This is a genomic window from Arthrobacter sp. YN, assembly GCF_002224285.1.
In the GTDB taxonomy this organism is placed as follows: Bacteria; Actinomycetota; Actinomycetes; order Actinomycetales; family Micrococcaceae; genus Arthrobacter.
The window spans coordinates 4,615,801-4,631,420 of sequence record NZ_CP022436.1; the positions used below are offsets into that span (position 1 = coordinate 4,615,801).

At 63.2% G+C, this 15,620-nt stretch carries 18 protein-coding genes; 8 read left to right on the top strand and 10 right to left on the bottom strand.

What is annotated here, in order from left to right:
* Positions 1-93 precede the first annotated feature (93 nt).
* From CGK93_RS21180 to CGK93_RS21195, 4 genes are all read left to right on the top strand, one after another.
* The gene (locus tag CGK93_RS21180; RefSeq protein ID WP_089596510.1) at positions 94-1,020 is read left to right on the top strand and encodes a fumarylacetoacetate hydrolase family protein; all 927 of its coding nucleotides are present in this window, start codon (positions 94-96) and stop codon (positions 1,018-1,020) included.
* A complete protein-coding gene (locus CGK93_RS21185; RefSeq protein ID WP_089596511.1) occupies positions 1,020-1,790 on the top strand; it encodes an SDR family NAD(P)-dependent oxidoreductase in 771 nt (256 codons plus the stop codon). The genes CGK93_RS21180 and CGK93_RS21185 overlap by 1 nt, the downstream gene beginning before the upstream one ends.
* A gap of 107 nt (positions 1,791-1,897) precedes the next feature.
* Complete coding sequence (locus CGK93_RS21190) at positions 1,898-3,223, top strand: ATP-binding protein (protein ID WP_089596512.1); 1,326 nt, start codon at positions 1,898-1,900, stop codon at positions 3,221-3,223.
* A gap of 113 nt (positions 3,224-3,336) precedes the next feature.
* Positions 3,337-4,581: a low temperature requirement protein A gene (locus tag CGK93_RS21195; protein ID WP_089596513.1), complete on the top strand. Its 1,245-nt coding sequence runs from the start codon at positions 3,337-3,339 to the stop codon at positions 4,579-4,581.
* A gap of 84 nt (positions 4,582-4,665) precedes the next feature.
* Here CGK93_RS21195 and CGK93_RS21200 read toward each other — a convergent pair whose 3' ends face one another.
* Both CGK93_RS21200 and CGK93_RS21205 read right to left on the bottom strand, forming a co-directional pair.
* Positions 4,666-5,247 (bottom strand): HD domain-containing protein, encoded by a 582-nt coding sequence (locus tag CGK93_RS21200; protein ID WP_232481447.1) that lies wholly within the window; start codon positions 5,245-5,247, stop codon positions 4,666-4,668.
* Positions 5,248-5,294: 47 nt separating this feature from the next.
* Entirely contained in the window at positions 5,295-6,086 is a 792-nt protein-coding gene (locus CGK93_RS21205) for an SDR family NAD(P)-dependent oxidoreductase (RefSeq protein WP_089596514.1), read from the bottom strand.
* 103 nt (positions 6,087-6,189) lie between these two features.
* Between CGK93_RS21205 and CGK93_RS21210 the strand changes: the two genes are divergently transcribed.
* Positions 6,190-6,801 (top strand): TetR/AcrR family transcriptional regulator, encoded by a 612-nt coding sequence (locus CGK93_RS21210; protein ID WP_089596515.1) that lies wholly within the window; start codon positions 6,190-6,192, stop codon positions 6,799-6,801.
* Positions 6,802-6,825: 24 nt separating this feature from the next.
* Here CGK93_RS21210 and CGK93_RS21215 read toward each other — a convergent pair whose 3' ends face one another.
* Together CGK93_RS21215 and gluQRS are read right to left on the bottom strand one after the other, a co-directional pair.
* Positions 6,826-7,944 carry a serine hydrolase domain-containing protein gene (locus CGK93_RS21215; RefSeq protein WP_089596516.1) on the bottom strand — a complete coding sequence of 373 codons (1,119 nt, stop codon included), beginning with the start codon at positions 7,942-7,944 and terminating at the stop codon, positions 6,826-6,828.
* A gap of 25 nt (positions 7,945-7,969) precedes the next feature.
* Positions 7,970-8,857, bottom strand: coding sequence for a tRNA glutamyl-Q(34) synthetase GluQRS (gene gluQRS, locus CGK93_RS21220; protein WP_089596517.1), 888 nt, complete (start codon positions 8,855-8,857; stop codon positions 7,970-7,972).
* Positions 8,858-9,169: 312 nt separating this feature from the next.
* Here gluQRS and CGK93_RS21225 point away from each other — a divergent pair, with 312 nt between their 5' ends.
* A complete protein-coding gene (locus CGK93_RS21225) occupies positions 9,170-9,679 on the top strand; it encodes an Lrp/AsnC family transcriptional regulator (RefSeq protein ID WP_198318287.1) in 510 nt (169 codons plus the stop codon).
* Positions 9,680-9,686: 7 nt separating this feature from the next.
* On the opposite strand, the gene CGK93_RS21230 is transcribed toward CGK93_RS21225, so the two are convergent.
* On the bottom strand, positions 9,687-10,142 hold the full coding sequence (locus CGK93_RS21230) for an Lrp/AsnC family transcriptional regulator (protein WP_089596518.1): 456 nt from the start codon (positions 10,140-10,142) through the stop codon (positions 9,687-9,689).
* A gap of 101 nt (positions 10,143-10,243) precedes the next feature.
* Between CGK93_RS21230 and CGK93_RS21235 the strand changes: the two genes are divergently transcribed.
* Positions 10,244-10,900, top strand: a complete 657-nt coding sequence (locus CGK93_RS21235) for a LysE family translocator (protein ID WP_089596519.1) — start codon at positions 10,244-10,246, stop codon at positions 10,898-10,900.
* Here CGK93_RS21235 and CGK93_RS21240 read toward each other — a convergent pair.
* The 3 genes from CGK93_RS21240 to CGK93_RS21250 all read right to left on the bottom strand — a co-directional run bounded on the left by CGK93_RS21240 (position 10,897) and on the right by CGK93_RS21250 (position 12,828).
* The gene (locus tag CGK93_RS21240; RefSeq protein WP_089596520.1) at positions 10,897-11,364 is read right to left on the bottom strand and encodes an SRPBCC family protein; all 468 of its coding nucleotides are present in this window, start codon (positions 11,362-11,364) and stop codon (positions 10,897-10,899) included. The genes CGK93_RS21235 and CGK93_RS21240 overlap by 4 nt on opposite strands.
* A complete protein-coding gene (locus CGK93_RS21245) occupies positions 11,361-11,747 on the bottom strand; it encodes an ArsR/SmtB family transcription factor (RefSeq protein ID WP_089596521.1) in 387 nt (128 codons plus the stop codon). Before CGK93_RS21245 ends, CGK93_RS21240 begins: the two co-directional genes overlap by 4 nt.
* A gap of 109 nt (positions 11,748-11,856) precedes the next feature.
* Complete coding sequence (locus CGK93_RS21250; RefSeq protein WP_089596522.1) at positions 11,857-12,828, bottom strand: hypothetical protein; 972 nt, start codon at positions 12,826-12,828, stop codon at positions 11,857-11,859.
* 155 nt (positions 12,829-12,983) lie between these two features.
* Between CGK93_RS21250 and CGK93_RS21255 the strand changes: the two genes are divergently transcribed.
* The gene (locus CGK93_RS21255) at positions 12,984-13,463 is read left to right on the top strand and encodes a DUF4383 domain-containing protein (RefSeq protein WP_089596523.1); all 480 of its coding nucleotides are present in this window, start codon (positions 12,984-12,986) and stop codon (positions 13,461-13,463) included.
* Between the two features lie 146 nt (positions 13,464-13,609).
* Here the strand turns inward: CGK93_RS21255 and CGK93_RS21260 are convergent, their stop codons facing one another.
* Complete coding sequence (locus tag CGK93_RS21260) at positions 13,610-14,218, bottom strand: response regulator (RefSeq protein ID WP_442857053.1); 609 nt, start codon at positions 14,216-14,218, stop codon at positions 13,610-13,612.
* Positions 14,219-14,282: 64 nt separating this feature from the next.
* The gene (locus CGK93_RS21265; RefSeq protein ID WP_089596524.1) at positions 14,283-15,599 is read right to left on the bottom strand and encodes a sensor histidine kinase; all 1,317 of its coding nucleotides are present in this window, start codon (positions 15,597-15,599) and stop codon (positions 14,283-14,285) included.
* Positions 15,600-15,620 lie beyond the last annotated feature (21 nt).

Consider the following 15,620-nt stretch of genomic DNA (forward strand, 5'->3'; position numbering starts at 1 on the left):
CGATGTCTTCCTTGTCAATGGGTCACATTTCCGTATTATGGGGTGAAACACCACACTAGAGCTCGGATGTTAGTCCCGAACACGGAGGAAGCCATGACCTTGAAATTCGCCAGGCTGGGTACGGCCGGAAACGAACAACCGGCCGTCATCGCCCAGGACGCCGACGGCACCGAGAAATACTTCAGCCTCACGCCCTTGACGCAGGATATCGACGGCGGATTCCTCGCCGCGGATGGCATCGAACGCACCCGCGAAGCCCTGAACAGCGGGGATCTTCCCGAAATTTCCCCTGCGGGCCTGCGCATCGGTGCGCCGGTTGCCCGCCCGGGTGCAGTAGTAGCCATAGGCCTCAACTACACCGCCCATGCTGCCGAGTCCGGTGCCACACCGCCCGAGGTTCCCGTGGTCTTCCTCAAGCCCACCAACACCATCGCCGGACCGTTCGACGCCGCTCCCATCCCGCCGTCGTCGGAAAAGTACGACTGGGAAGTGGAACTGGCCATCGTGATCGGGCGGGAAGCGTCATACCTTTCGTCTGTCCCGGAAGCCGAAGCCTGCATCGCCGGTTACGCCGTGGCGAACGACCTCTCCGAGCGCGACTACCAAATTCCCGGTGCTGCGGGACAGTGGACCAAAGGCAAGTCCCTCCCCGGCTCCACTCCCCTGGGCCCGTGGTTGGTCCCGGTCTCCGAGATCGACGCAAGCAACCTGCGCCTCCAGACCTTGGTCAATGGTGAAGCCCGCCAGGATTCCAGCACGTCGGACATGATCTTCGACCCGGCCACCGTCGTGCACCACCTGAGCCAATACATGGTTTTGGAGCCCGGAGATGTGATCATCACCGGGACCCCCGAGGGCGTTGCATTGTCCGGCCGCTTCCCCTTCATCCAGCCCGGCGACATCGTGGAGTTGGACATCGAGGGACTGGGACGCCAGCGCCAGGAGTACTTCAGGGCACAGGCCGGTTCCGCGACAGGCGATCAGGCCGGAGCAGCTGCTCCCGCCCACGTCAACGCCTGATGGCAGCCGCGGCGCCCTCGGTGGGCAACGACTTTGAGGGCCTTGCGGCCCTCGTGACCGGCGGCGCGTCCGGCATCGGGGCGGCCATCGCGGACCGCCTCGCTGCCGGTGGCGCGCAGGTCGCCGTTCTGGACCTCGCCCCGGAAACCAGCCCGCACTTCGGTGTCCAGTGCGATGTGGCGGATGACGCATCGGTGAGTGCCGCCATCGAGGCCGTTGTGGAGCAATTTGGCCGGCTGGACATCGTGATCAACAACGCCGGAATCGGCGCCCAAGGTGACATTGCGGCGAACGACGACGACGAGTGGCTGCGTGTCCTCAACGTCAACGTGGTGGGCATCGCCCGCGTCAGCCGCGCGGCCTTGCCGTACCTGCGCGAGTCACCGGCCGCGGCGATCGTCAACACCTGCTCCATCGCAGCGACCGCGGGATTGCCGCAGCGTGCGCTGTACTCGGCGTCGAAAGGTGCAGTGTTGTCCCTGACGCTCGCCATGGCTGCCGACCATGTCCGTGAGGGGATCCGCGTCAACTGCGTCAATCCCGGCACCGCTGACACGCCGTGGGTAGGACGCCTGTTGGATTCCGCTACCGACCCCGCCGGCGAGCGCGCGGCCCTGAACGCCCGGCAGCCCCACGGCCGGCTGGTTGACGCCGCAGAGGTGGCCGGCGCCGTCGCGTACCTTGCGAGCCCGCTGTCAGGTTCGACGTCGGGAACCTCGCTGGCGGTCGACGGCGGCATGCAGGGTTTGCGGTTGCGTCCGGTTCAGTAGGCGTTACGTAACGCAACGGGCCCGCAACCTCCTGCAGCGGTGCTTCGCCTATGCTCAACTCCAAGAGATCAACGGCGACTCACTTAGCAAACTCAGGAGCACTACCCATGAGCAACTGGCGCATCAGGGACTTCCACTCATCCGACCTCGATGGCATCCTCCACCTCTGGGAATCACTCAAGGCAGACGGCGTGGAGCCGGTGTACGCACTGTCCGAGGTCCTGGCGTCGTGCGAAAAGGACCACGCGGTGGTGGCTGTGCAGGGCGACCAAGTGGTGGGCGCCGCCGTCGGACGCGCCGCACACGACCAAGGCTGGATCGTCTTCCTGGCCACGCTCACGGAGTTCCGCGGCCGCGGTATCGGCACCTCGCTGCTGTCCGCCGTCGAGAACCGGATGGCCCCGCACGGCCTCAACAAGCTGTCCGCACTCATGCCCGAGACCGAAACCCGGGTGGAAGCCTTCCTGGGACGAGGCTTCGTAGTTAAGAAGAACCTGCGCTATTTCGAGCGCACCATTCCCGTGCAGCGGCAGGAATTGGAGCCGTTGAGCCTGCTCGGTGGCCGCATCCTCGCGCGGGATCTGTGGGAGAACGTGGCCGGCATGCGCCGCGAGAAGGAACTGCTGGAACGCCGACTAGTGCTTCCCCTGGCTGAGGCCGACCTCGCCGACGAATATGGCGTGGTGCCGCCCCGTGCTGTTGTGCTGTTCGGTCCGCCGGGTACGGGGAAGACCACGTTTGCCAAGGCCATTGCGTCGCGGCTGGAGTGGCCGTTCGTGGAGGTCTTCCCGTCGCGCTTGGCCGCTGACCCCAAAGGCCTGGCGGGCGCACTGCGCGAGACCTTCCTGGAGATCGCCGAGCTGGAGCACGCCGTGGTCTTCATCGACGAGGTGGAAGAGATCGCATCCCAGCGTGCCGGCGATCCCCCGTCGCCGTTGCAGGGCGTCACCAACGAGCTCCTCAAGATCATCCCGGCTTTCCGCGAACAGCCCGGCCGCCTCCTGGTGTGCGCCACCAACTTCATCCGCGCCCTGGACACCGCATTCCTCCGCCACGGCCGGTTCGACTACGTCATCCCCATCGGCCTCCCCGACGTCCACGCCCGCGAAGCCATGTGGCAGCGCTTCATCCCCGCCACCGTGGTGGACTCCGTGGACATCGCCCAACTGGTGGAACGGACGGAAGGCTTCTCGCCCGCCGACATCGAGTTCGCGGCCCGCAGCGCCTCCCAGCGTGCCCTGGAAAAAGCAGTGTACGACGACGGAGCTGCTTTAGGCGGTTCAGCGGGCGCTGCGTCCGGGGCCGGGTCCAACGGGCGCAAGGGACCCGTGACGCAGGATTACCTTGACGCGATTGGTGACACCCGCACCACCGTGAGCCCCGAGGTGCACCAGGACTTCCTCGAGGACATCGACGTGCTGGGGCGGGTGTAGCTCCTTCCCGCGAGATCGCCGGAACGCTGCGGGTTCGCTGGAACATTCCGGGCGATCCCGACGCATTCCGGCGATCTCGGCGTAGAGGCAGGGGCAGCGGTAATCTTTGAGCCATGTCCTCGAATCCCCTTCGCCATGCGCTGTCCCGCATGGGCGGCCGCGATCCCCATGAAAAGCACCGCACAGCAACCCCGCTGGAACTCTTCTTCGACCTGACCTTTGTCATTGCCTTTGGCGTGGCCGGGAGCCAGTTCGCCCATGCAGTGGCTGAAGCACATTTCTGGCCTGGGCTGCTGGCCTTCTCGTTCGCCATGTTCGCGATGATCTGGGCCTGGATCAACTTCACGTGGTTCGCCAGCGCCTACGACACCGATGATTGGGTGTTCCGGGTGGTCACCATGGTCCAGATGGTGGGCGTGCTCATCCTGGCCATGGGCATCGAACCAGTATTCCACTCCATCATCGAGGGCAAGCACGTGGACAACTTCACCATGGTGCTCGGCTACATCGTCATGCGGGTGGCCCTGATCTTCCAGTGGCTTCGGGCTGCACGGCAGGATCCTGAACGCCGGGAAACCTGTCTGCGCTACGCGAAGTACGTGGCGATCGTTCAGATCGGCTGGGTTGTTGTGCTGTTGGTGGACGCGAGCGTCCTTACCACTTTCCTCATGGCAGCTCCTCTGTTCGTCATGGAGATGGCGGCACCGTACTTCGCGGAACGGAAGATCCGTACCCCGTGGCACGCCCATCACATCGCGGAGAGGTATGGCCTCCTGGCCATTATCGCCTTGGGCGAGTGCTTGATCGGCGCCATTGAGACGCTGCGGGCGATCGTCGCAACCCATGGGTGGTCCATGGACGCTGCGCTGGTTGGCCTCAGCGGTACAGGCTTGGCCTTCGCCATGTGGTGGATCTACTTCATCCTGCCTTCAGGCCCGGCACTGCACGTCCAGCGGCATCGTTCGTGGGTATTCGGTTACGGGCACATGCCGGTCTTTGCAGCTATTGCCGCCACTGGTGCGGGCCTGCACGTTGCCGCGTACTTCATTGATCATGAAGCCCACATTCCTGCGGCCGCTGCGGTGGCTTCCATCGCCATCCCAGTCATTTTGTTCAAGGTTTCGCTCAGCACGCTGTACGGCATCTTGCTCGGCATGGACCGGGAACACCTCTGGAGCTCCACGCTGGTGGTTCTGGGCTTGGCTTCAACCATTGCACTGGCCGCAGCAGGTGCATCCGTTCCGGTGTGCATGCTGGTCATGATGCTGGTCCTGGGCCTGTCCATCGCCTACGACGAACGACGCGGCCACAAGGGCCGGGCCGCTGCGCTCCGAAGGCTGGAAAACGCGGCGGGCTAAGTGCTCGCTCGTTGCGGGGCCCGCTCAGCGCGCCATTTCGTCTCCGAGGCACACAGAGCAGGCCCCACGACGGGCTCCTGGGAGTTACTCGGGAGCGATCTCGTCCAGTTCCTGGAGCAGGTATGGGTTGATCCGTTCCAGGATCATCCTGACCTCGTCGCGGGGAACGGCCGTGTACAGCACAGGTCGGGCATCGGCGTAGCGGGTGACCGGCGGCTTGTCCGGCCACTTCTCCGCAAGGGCCTGAACCCGTTCGGGCAGGGAGTTGTGGGCGTTGTCCGCGATCTTCACCAAGGTGGCGTCGTGGTCCTCCGCAACGAAACGGATGCCGGCGTCGTAATCATCCGGGTCGTCATGGAAGCGGCGGGTGACGCGCTCGATGATGTCTACCGCACGCTCGGAAACGCCCATTTCCAGCAGGGCCTGCCGGGTGATGGGAGTGTCCTCGGCGATGTCATGAAGGTAGCCGGCGATCTGGATGTCCTCGTCAAAGTCGGCCAGAGCATCGCCCACTGCCAGGACGTGCTCGCGGTAGGGTCGCTTGAGCTTGTCCTTCTGCCGGTTGTGGGCCACCTCCGCCAGGACTTGGGCTGTTTCTACAGTGAAGTGTGGTTCGGTCATGCTGGCCTCCGGGTTGAACATGGGACCAACGGCGATCGATCCCATGTTCAGGCTATCGGTTGTTCCGGGGCGGCAAGCGCCGTGGGCGGGATCTACCAGTCCTGCACGGCGCGGGCGGCGATGGCGACGGTGACTGCCCTCGGCAAGCGCTGCGCAAATCCGGCCGTCACCCGGTTGACCCACCCCGAGACGACACTGCCGGGCGTGTCCTTGCGACCCAGAGCTTTAAGCGCTGTTCCAACAACCTGTTGGGAGGTCTGCATTTTGCCCACTGCTGCGGACTCACCGCCGAGGACGTCGAAAAACTCAGTGCGCGTCGCACCGGGACAAAGGGCCAGGACGTTCAGTCCGGAGTTCTTGGTTTCGTGCGCCACGGCTTCGGTGAAGCTCAGGACAAAGGCCTTGGTGGCGCCGTAAACGGCCATGCCGGGAATGGGTTGGAAGGCGGCGGTACTGGCCACGTTCACCAGGGCGCCTTTCCCGGAGGCGAGCAGTTCCGGCAGGAAAGCCCGGGTGATGTCCACCAGGGCGGCCACGTTCAAGGAAATCTCAGACGCAATAGTGTCCGGATCTTCCTCGACCAAAGGCCCGTGGGTGCCGAAGCCCGCGTTGTTGATCAGCGTGTCCACGGTAATCCCGCGGCCGGCCAGTGAATCGAAGAGCTCGCGCCCCACCCCTGCACGGCCCAGGTCCATGGGGAGGACTGTCACGGTCACTCCGTGGCGGGAGCGCAGGTCCTGGGCCAACTCCTCCAGACGGTCTGCGCGCCGGGCCACCAGGACGAGGTTGGAACCCCGGGCAGCAAATTGTCCGGCGAACTCAGCACCGAGGCCGGAGCTGGCACCTGTAATGAGTGCAGTGGTACCTGCGTAAGTCATGGTCATGGCGGAATCCCATCGGTTGAGTCGGAGACTGATGTAGTCGCTGTCTACATGGTAGGCAGTGTCTACTTTGTTGTCAATGACTACATTGGCTTAGACTTGAGCCATGACTGACCAGCCCTATCACCACGGCAAACTCCGGGAAGCCCTCCTGGAGCGCGCCATGGAGACCATTGAAGAAGCCGGCGTGGAGGGGCTCTCCCTGCGGCAGCTGGCCCGTGATGTCAACGTCAGCCACGGCGCCCCGGCCAAGCACTTCCGTGACAAGCAAGCCTTGATCGACGCCGTGGCGCTGGCTGGCTTTCAGTCGATGAACCGCCTCATCCGGGAGGCCACGCAGTCCGGCGACGACCTCCGTGGCCGTTTCGTCCGCGTCGGCAAAGCCTACGTCGACTTTGCCGTTGAGCACCCCGCCCTGCTGACGGTGATGTACTCCACCAAGCACCACCCCGATTCCAGCGAGGAACTGCGGAACACCGGCGCGCAAGGAATACACGTTGCCCAAGCCATGATCGCCGAGGCTCAGGAAGCCGGCGTCCTGGCCGACGGCGACCCCGGAACACTGGCCATGGTGTGCTTCGTCAGCCTTCACGGGACTGCCCTGCTAGCGGCCGGCGGGCACTTGGACGGGACTTCAGTAGAGGACGTAGTCACCGCGACCACCGATACCCTGTGGGCAGGCATGGCGGCCGGAGTCCCGGCAGCCCAGCTCAGCTAGACAGCCCGGCCAAGTGGTTATGCGCTAAGCAGCGAGCCCAGCGATCACTTCCCGCACCGCCGAGCTCAGCTGGAAGTTGCGGCAGCCCAGTCCCCCGGGCTCAGCCTGCTGCGGCACGTACCCAAAGCCGAGTTCATACACAGGGTCCGCGAACCCCAAAGCTGCGCTGGCGCCGTCGTGCCCGAACGCGCGGTAGCTGCCGAACGGCATCCGCGTGTGGGACTTCATGAAAACGGTGCCGAAGCAGCCGGCCTCTCCAAAGACGCGGTCGATCCCGAAGACCTGCTCGCTGGTCACCGCACAGATGGTCTCCTCCGTCATGAGAGGAGGAATAGCGGGTTCGCCTGCCAACCCGGTCAGTGCCGCCGCATAAATCCTTGCCATCCCTTCCGCGCTGGCCACGCCAGCCACCGAGCTCAGCCCCGCGGCCCGCACCTCCCGGATGTTGGGCAAGTCCAGGATGTCACCCACGGCAGAGTTGGCTGCGAGGCCGGCGTGGCTGGCAGGATCCACCCACGGCCATGCCGGATCGGCCGCCCAGCGGAAGGGTGCGAAGCGGGCCTCTTCGGCGTCGGGCAGGCCAAGGTAGAAGTGGGCTCCGGCCACGGCCCGGATCCGCTGTTCGAAGACGTCTTGGAGGGTGGAACCGGTGATGCGGCGGCACAACTCCTCCACGAAGATTCCGATGGTCAGTGCGTGGTAGCCGAAAGCAGTGCCGGGTTTCCATAGCGGCGGCAGTTTGGCGAGCTTGGCGGCCGCGAGCTCTGAGTTGTTGACCTCGTGGAGGGTGAGGCCGCCTTCCACTCCCAGGAGCCCAGCCTGATGGGACAAAAGCTGGGCAACGGTGATCGAGGCTTTCCCTTCGACACCAAACTCCGGCCAATACTTGGTCACCTCGGCATCAAGGTCCAAAGTGCCGTCCTGAACCAGTAACGCCATCACCAGACCCGCCATGCCTTTGGAGCACGAGAAGACGCCTGTGACCGAGTCCGGCCGAATATGCGGTCCGCCGCTGAGGTCCAGCACTTTGACGCCGCGATGATAGGCGGCGACTTGTGCCGAATAGTCCGGATCCTGCTCGAGAAAACTGCCGAAGAGTTCGGCGACGGGTTCGAAACCTGGGGCGATCACCTGTGAATGCATCCAGACAGCCTACGTGGTGGGCGTCTCAGGGCCGGGGAGTTTTCCACACCCACGGCTCCGTGGGGAGGCTCCGGGGGTGAAAGTGCGATAGCGCCTCGCCCAAGGTTCCGGCGGGCAGGCCCACCGATTCAAGGATCAGGTTACGGACCCTTTCGGCAGGAATTCCGACGGCGGCGAGGTCGCCCAGCGTGACCGCACCGTCGCGCTTTGCCAGCCTGGCGCCGTCGTGGTTTACCACCAGCGGAACGTGGGCATATTCGGGAACGGGCAGGCCCAGCAGCGTCGCCAAGTAGGCCTGCCGGGGGGTGGAGGGGAGGAGGTCGTCGCCGCGCACCACTTGGTCGATTCCCTGGGCAGCGTCGTCCACCACCACTGCCAGGTTGTAGGCGGTGACTCCGTCATTCCGCCGCAGCACAAAGTCGTCCACCACGCCCACATAGTGGCCGCGCAACTGGTCCTCCACAGACCACTCAACAACGTCCGTTTGGAGGCGGATCGACGCCGGACGTGACGCGCGCCGGATCTCCCGTTCAGCGTGGGACAACCGCCGGCACGTCCCCGGATAAGCTCCCTGCGGCGCATGGGGCGCCGACGGCGCTTCCTGGATTTCCCGGCGGGTACAGAAGCATTCATAGGTGCGACCATCAGCGGTGAGGCGCGCAATCGCTTCGTCGTAGAGCGCCGCGCGCTCAGTCTGGCGTACGACGGCGGCGTCCCACCTGACGCCGACGGCCTGCAGGTCGCGGAGCTGCTCAGCCTCGGCGCCGGACCGGGCACGGTCCAGGTCCTCGACGCGCAGCAGGAAGTCCCTGCCACTGGACTTCGCGAAGAGCCAGGCGAGGATGGCCGTACGGAGATTGCCGACGTGTAGTTCGCCGGAAGGGCTCGGAGCGAAACGGCCAGCTGAAGTCATGGTCCAAGCCTATGTGGCTGTGCTGCGGGGCGCCCGCCGGGAACCGGGCAATGCAAGAGCCCCTCAGCTACCGCAACGATCCGGTGGCTCAGGGGCTCTTACTGTGCTGCCCGCACGATACGGGCGAGTGCAGAATGACAATGCTGTGAACAAGAGTCAATCAGCGGCTGCTTCCTTGCGGGAAACCTGTACAGGGATCCGGGTGGTGTTCCGGATGCCTGGTGCCTGCGGGGTCCGGCGGTAGCCTTGCCCTGCTTCGTTGTCACCATTTGAGCAGGAGACATACAGTTGGTGCAACGGACACCGAAAAGAATGGTCGATCTGACCAGTCTGCCCGGAAAACTTGGACAGGAAGTGGTCACTTTGCAGGAACTCGACGCGACGGACCGGCGAATCCTGGCCGCCCTTGATGACGATCCCCGGGTGCCCATCATGGTGTTGGCCCAGAAGCTCCATCTCGCGCGCGGCACTGTGCAGTCACGCCTGGAACGGATGACGGCGGCCGGAGCCCTGCGACCCAACAGCAGCCGGGTCCTGCCGTCGGCCCTGGGGCGTGGCGTAGCTGCTGCGGTCAGCGCCGAACTGGACCAAAGCCACTTGAACGAGGCCATCGCTGCACTCCGGGACATCCCCGAAGTCCTCGAGTGCCACGCACCCGCCGGCGATACCGACCTCATCATCAGGGTGGTGGCCAAGAGCCCGGACGATCTTTACCGCGTGTCCGAGGAAATCCGCCTGTGCCCCGGAATTGTTCGCACGTCCACCAGCATGTTCCTCCGCGAAGTGATTCCCTACCGGACAACGGGGTTGCTTGCCGAGTAGGCCGGGACTATACGGGCGGGCCGATGTTGGTTTTCAAGTTCTTCATCACCAGGGTTGACGTCAGGCGTTCCACGGCGGGAAGAGCCGCGAGTTCGTCGTCGTAGAAGCGCTGGTAGGCAGGCAAGTCTGCGGCAATGACCTTCAACAGATAGTCGGGAGAGCCGAACAGCCGCTGCGCCTCCACGATGTTGGGGCTCGCTGTTACGCGCTCCTCAAACTCCGCCATGATGGTGCGTTCCACCTGCTTGAGGGTGACAAACACTATCGCTTCGAAACCCAGCCCTACGGCAGCAGGATCGATGTCGGCACGGTAGCCGCGGATCACCCCTGACGACTCCAAATCCTTCAATCGCCGATGGCACGGAGCCACGGTCAAACCCACCTTTGAGGCCAGGGCTGTAGCAGTCATTCGGCCGTCCTCTTTAAGGTGCCGCAAAATACTTCTATCGATTCCGTCAATCACGCAAGAATCTTACCCAAAATGCCCGATTCGGGGCTAAATCCGGGAACACTTATGGACGGATTTTTCCTAGAGTTTTCCTACCAACTACCTCTGGAGAGATCGTGAATCCGCAGCTGTTCCTCGCCTTCATGCTGGTGGCCGTGAGCTTGGCATGCACCCCCGGCGTCGACTGGGCATATTCGATCTCGGCCGGCCTCCGCCAACGCAGCTTCATTCCCGCCGTGGCCGGCCTGTGCAGCGGGTATGTCATCCACACATTGCTGATGGCGGCAGGCTTGGCGGCTTTGCTGGCAGGAGTCCCGGGACTCCTGGGATGGCTGACCATCGCCGGGGCGGCCTACTTGTTATGGCTCGGCGCCTCTACCATCCGCTCGTGGCGGGGTGCGAGCTTCAGTGCGGAAGCCGGCGTCGTGCAGTCCGGCAACCAACTCCGCACCTTCCTTCAGGGCATGGGCACCAGCGGCATCAATCCCAAGGGCCTGCTCTTTTTTATCGCGCTGGTACCGCAGTTCGTCAGCCCCGAGGCAGCACTGCCCGTTCCGGTCCAGTCAGGTTTGCTGGGCCTGACCTTCGTGATCCTGGCAGGGGCGGTCTACACCGGCGTGGCGCTGACGTCCCGGAAGCTGCTGGCTTCCAGGCCGGGTGCCGCACGGATTGTGACGCTGACCAGCGGGATCATCATGATCGGACTGGGGACAGTGCTGTTGTCAGAGCAACTCCTTCCGCTCTTGCTGCAGCTGCAGCCGGCGGGCGCTTAGGCAGCAAGCAGTTCGTCCAGCCGCTCGTATCCTTCGATCACGCCGTAGTCCATACCTGTTGCAAGGGCCATGTCGCGGGCTTCCACGGAAGGGTAGACCTCGTGGGCAACCATCCGGGTCCTGCCGTCGGTTTCCTCGAAGGTGGTGGTGCTGATGACCACCTGGTTGGGTGCGCCTTCGAACTCAATTGTCTGGATGATCAGTTCATCGGCTTCAACGGTGTGGAAGACGCCGCGGAAGCCGTACATTCCGTTGTCGTCACCGCTTTCGTAGCGCCAGCTGCCGCCGGTGGTGGCGTTGTACTCGGTAATTTTCGTGACCGTGCTGCGCGGACCCAGCCATTTGGCCAGGAGATCCGGGTCAACGTGGGCCTTGAAGACAGCGCTCACGGGAGCATCGAATTCGCGGACCGTATCAACGAACGGGACGCCGCTGTCAGCCGTGATTGTTGTTGGATTGCTCATTTCAGTTCCTCTTTCTTCTTTACTGTTGTGTTCTCGTGTTCTTGGTGGGAGATGCCTGCCCCCAGCAGTTCGTCCAACTGCCGGAAGCGGGATTCGGCGATCAGCCGGTACTGGTCAATCCAGGCCGTCAACCGCTCCAAGGCTGCCGCATCCAGGTGGACCGGCCTGCGCTGGGCATCCCGGGACCGGGTCACCAGGCCCGCATGCTCCAGGACTTGAATGTGCTTGGAAACCGCCTGCTTGGTAATGGTGAATGGTTCCGCGAGCTCATTGACAGTGGCATCTCCCCGGGACAGCCGGGCCACCATGGCCCGCCGCACCGGATCCGCCAACGCCATGAAGGCCCTGTCCAGGGTGCCTGACCCCAGAGCATCGTGTTCCATCGCCACTTCAACCCTTCGTCATCAACCGAACCTTAATCAACTGATTTATTGATCAACTGTTTGGTTGATTAAGAGACTACGCTTCCTCCCCGGAGGACGCAATGGTTTGTTATTCGCCGCCCAGCTGCCTGAAATCGTTCTCCCAAAGGCGCCGCATTTCAGCGTCCTTGCGGATGACCTCCAGCGTCTCCAGCTCAGCCGGCGGGGCAGGACGCTTGGACCGCGGAGTCAGGGTTCGGCGGCCTTGGTCAAGTGCCAGGAGTGCCCTGTCCGTCAGTGCATCATTCTTCAAAGCCAAGTTGGTCTTCCGCCGCCTGAGGACCTCCTTCAACGCAAGCTGCGCGGATTCGATGTCACCCCTGGCCCGCTGGGAACGAGCACGGATCAACAACAGGGCAGCCGAAAGGTCGTCGGTATTCAGCAAACCTTCGGTCCACAGCACCACGTCGCGGTGACGCTCCAGCGAATACGCCGCCGTGCAGCGCGCCAAGGCAGAAGGCAACGACGGCGGCAAGCCCACCACTGCTTCCAACGCCGACTCGGTCATCCCCATCTCCCGGAGGCAATGGGCCAGCGCCAGGAACACGGATTCCTCGCTGAACAGAACCGGAACCTCAATGCGTTCCGCTACCTCGACTTTGGTGACCACCTGCCCCAGGTACGTCGCCGAGAACTGGCTGGCGTCGTCGTCGATCCTTGTTGTTAGACCGCGCTGCAGCAGCTCCGAAGCCCTCAGGAAACCGCCGTGCTTGTACGCGAGCAAGCCCGCCATCACGTGGCATAAGCCGGCCCACCCCGGATTCATGCGGCCGAAAGCGAGAAGCCCATCCGGCTCCGTGGAGGTGAACACGGCCTCGTGCATCGCCTTGGCAGTCTTGGAGGACAGCATCTTCAGCCGCGGGACATTACCCACCACGGACAACCTCGCGTGGTCACGGCCGCTGAGGACCCCGGAAAGCACGTCATTGACGCCGTCGGCAAGGCCACGGACCGAGGTGCGGACGTAACCCTCGCGGAAAGGCGTGAGATCGCGGGTGTCGTGGAAGATCGTGTGCACACGTCCGTTCGGAGCTTGGCTCATGAATCCATGCTAACCGGCGCTGAACTGGGCACATCCCCTGCTATCGGAGGCATTTCAGGAGTATTATGGCGGCGTCGGCAAGGTTTTGCCACACCCCTTGCCGCAGGTCGGCTCTCCATGAGAAGAGCCGCTTCACCGCGTGAAAGGGAGGACTGATGACCACCGCTTCGCACCCCGCCGAACACCACCACATGATGGGGTTGACGCTTCGCAACACCGCCATGGGCGTTGGCATTGTATTTCTGCTGGTAGGTGTCCTGGGCTTCATCCCGGGGATCACCACCAATTTCGGCGCCATGACCTTTGCGGGACATGAATCCGGCGCCATGCTGCTTGGAGTCTTCCAAGTTTCCATACTCCACAACATCGTTCACCTGCTGTTTGGCGTGGCCGGCTTGGCCATGGCAAGGAACCCACGCATGGCCCGCCTGTTCCTCCTGGGCGGCGGCGCCGTGTACATCGTTCTTTGGATCTACGGCCTGGTCATCAACCAGGGAACAGCTGCCAACTTTGTCCCGTTCAACACGGCCGACAACTGGCTGCACCTGATCCTCGGCGTTGCCATGATCGGCCTGGGTGCCTGGCTGGGCAGGGATGCCATGGACGAAACAACAACAGCCCGACGGAAGATGTAAACCTTCCCGCACGCATTGTGAACAAACGACGGCGACCGCTCCCGTGAGGGGACGGCCGCCGTTTTTCTTTCGCCGAGTTGGCGGCAACCCTATGTTTGGGCTCACCATGGGCACCAACTGGCAACTCGGGGGCCGTTGGAAAGGCGCTATCCGAGCAGCCGGTGCTCATAAGCAAACGACACGAGTTGGAGACGCGTTCCAACCCCCAATTTGGTGATGACGCTGCGCAAATGCGTTTTGACGGTAGCTTCGGACACAAACAAGCTGCTTGCCATGTCACTGTTGCTCAAGCCCTTGGCCGCCAACAGGAAGACATCCCGTTCGCGCGCAGACAACGGATCCAGAACTGAGAGATCAGGAGCCGCAACCGGCACTGTCCGGGCCGCGTGCTGAAAGAGATCGTGCACCGATCCGGGCGCGATGACCGAGTATCCGGAATGAACGGTCCTGATGGCAGCCAAGAGGAATTCGGGCTCGGCGCTCTTGAGAAGGTAACCACTCGCTCCTGCCTGAACTGCATCCACTACGGCTTGGTCGCGGTTGAACGTAGTCAAAGCGATGATCTTCGGCTTTTCCACCCCGTCACGCGTGGCCGCCTCCCAGATGTTCCTGGTGGCAGTCACGCCATCCATAACTGGCATGCGGAGATCCATCAGCATGACGTCCGGCGGTCGTGATGCCGCGAGCGCAACCGCTTGGCCGCCATCGTCCGCTTCCCACGCCAGCCGCATGTCCGACTGGCTTTGAACCAACATCCGGATGCCCGCACGGAACAAGGGCTGGTCATCAACCAACGCCACGGAGATGGACGCCGAAGACTCAGGCACGGTCCGAGGTCCGTTCTCCCAGGTCCGTCAATGCCTCGGAAGGACTCGGAGTGATCTGTAAGCTCCCGGTGGTTGTTCCATAGGGAATAAAAGCGGTCACCCGGAACTGCTCGCCATCAGGTCCCGCGGTCAGCCAGCCACCTGCCAAATGCGCACGCTCACGCATGCCGGGTAAGCCTCGTCCAGCCCGCCCCTTGTCTTGCCCGGCGTCCCTTTCCCCCAATGCAACGGACGCCGGAAGCGGGGAGGAAGCATGAAGGGTTAGTCCTGGGCCGCTCCAATCGAAGTGCACGCGCACAGCGGTTCCCCGACCACCGTGCTTCAAGGCGTTGGTCAGGCATTCCTGGACGATCCTGAAGACTGCAAGCTGCTGGCCTGCTCCCAGTTCAACGGGCACGCCGCTCTCGCTGTGCTCTATCTCGAGGCTGCCCTGACGCATCCGTTCCATGAGCGGTCCGACGTCGCTGATCAGGGGTTGTGGGGCAACCATGCCATCGTCCCGAACACCTTCGATGACACGCTGCGCATCAACCAACGCGTGCCTGGCAGATACGGCAATGTTTTCCAGGGCATTCAGAACGGGTTGGGGCTGATCGCGGCTCATATACCTCGTACCGTCGGCTTGTGCAGCGATGACCGCCAAGGAATGGGCCAAAACATCATGCAGGTCCCGGGCGATTCTGGTCCGCTCCTGCTCAACGATCAGTTCGACTTCTGTTTCCCTAAGGCTGGCCTGGGTGAGAACCTGCGCCTTGGACAACGCCCGGCGGTCTTCGTAAAGGGACAGGAAGATGCCTAGGGTGCCGCATGCGGCAGCAACGAGCAAGAGGAGAGGGAACAACTGCCACCAATACTGACGCAGTACAACACTGTCCCCCAAGTACAACGGTCGGAACCAACCAATCCCGTTCCCATAACGCGCGGAAATCATCATGTACGTCATGACGGCCATGAACAGCAGATTGGAAGTTACTGCAAGGAGCCTCTGCTTCTTGTTGCCGGTCCACATGATAAATCCCAGCGAAATGAACGATCCCAAGTAGATGGCCCAGTGGTTGGCCAGCATGGCGGGGACGACGTGCATAAGCTGTCCGACCAGCAAGGCAGCCGTCAGACCCAAGGAAAGGTACGCTTTCCACGTCGCAGTTCCGATCACTGCCGTCATTACGAGCAGAGGTATCAGACCCGGCCAGTAGAACCCGGGCCACGGCCCCATCCGGCCCGCTTCTCCCACGCACCACAGCACGAAGAAGATGGCGGCCGCCGCGGGTGCGCCCCAATGCCGGACAACTCTCAGTGTTCGTTCCATGCCAGCCAGACTATCTACGCA

What these genes read in the sequence shown, in the direction of transcription:
- CGK93_RS21195 (WP_089596513.1), top strand. Translation starts at nt 3,337, where the DNA reads ATGTCCTCGAATCCCCTTCGCCATGCGCTGTCCCGCATGGGCGGCCGC.
- CGK93_RS21180 (WP_089596510.1), top strand. Translation starts at nt 94, where the DNA reads ATGACCTTGAAATTCGCCAGGCTGGGTACGGCCGGAAACGAACAACCG.
- CGK93_RS21185 (WP_089596511.1), top strand. Translation starts at nt 1,020, where the DNA reads ATGGCAGCCGCGGCGCCCTCGGTGGGCAACGACTTTGAGGGCCTTGCG.
- CGK93_RS21260 (WP_442857053.1), bottom strand. Translation starts at nt 14,218, where the DNA reads ATGTTGGTTCAAAGCCAGTCGGACATGCGGCTGGCGTGGGAAGCGGAC.
- CGK93_RS21245 (WP_089596521.1), bottom strand. Translation starts at nt 11,747, where the DNA reads ATGGAACACGATGCTCTGGGGTCAGGCACCCTGGACAGGGCCTTCATG.
- CGK93_RS21215 (WP_089596516.1), bottom strand. Translation starts at nt 7,944, where the DNA reads ATGCATTCACAGGTGATCGCCCCAGGTTTCGAACCCGTCGCCGAACTC.
- CGK93_RS21190 (WP_089596512.1), top strand. Translation starts at nt 1,898, where the DNA reads ATGAGCAACTGGCGCATCAGGGACTTCCACTCATCCGACCTCGATGGC.
- gluQRS (WP_089596517.1), bottom strand. Translation starts at nt 8,857, where the DNA reads ATGACTTCAGCTGGCCGTTTCGCTCCGAGCCCTTCCGGCGAACTACAC.
- CGK93_RS21240 (WP_089596520.1), bottom strand. Translation starts at nt 11,364, where the DNA reads ATGAGCAATCCAACAACAATCACGGCTGACAGCGGCGTCCCGTTCGTT.
- CGK93_RS21205 (WP_089596514.1), bottom strand. Translation starts at nt 6,086, where the DNA reads ATGACCATGACTTACGCAGGTACCACTGCACTCATTACAGGTGCCAGC.
- CGK93_RS21265 (WP_089596524.1), bottom strand. Translation starts at nt 15,599, where the DNA reads ATGGAACGAACACTGAGAGTTGTCCGGCATTGGGGCGCACCCGCGGCG.
- CGK93_RS21255 (WP_089596523.1), top strand. Translation starts at nt 12,984, where the DNA reads ATGACCACCGCTTCGCACCCCGCCGAACACCACCACATGATGGGGTTG.
- CGK93_RS21250 (WP_089596522.1), bottom strand. Translation starts at nt 12,828, where the DNA reads ATGAGCCAAGCTCCGAACGGACGTGTGCACACGATCTTCCACGACACC.
- CGK93_RS21200 (WP_232481447.1), bottom strand. Translation starts at nt 5,247, where the DNA reads ATGGGATCGATCGCCGTTGGTCCCATGTTCAACCCGGAGGCCAGCATG.
- CGK93_RS21225 (WP_198318287.1), top strand. Translation starts at nt 9,170, where the DNA reads ATGGTCGATCTGACCAGTCTGCCCGGAAAACTTGGACAGGAAGTGGTC.
- CGK93_RS21210 (WP_089596515.1), top strand. Translation starts at nt 6,190, where the DNA reads ATGACTGACCAGCCCTATCACCACGGCAAACTCCGGGAAGCCCTCCTG.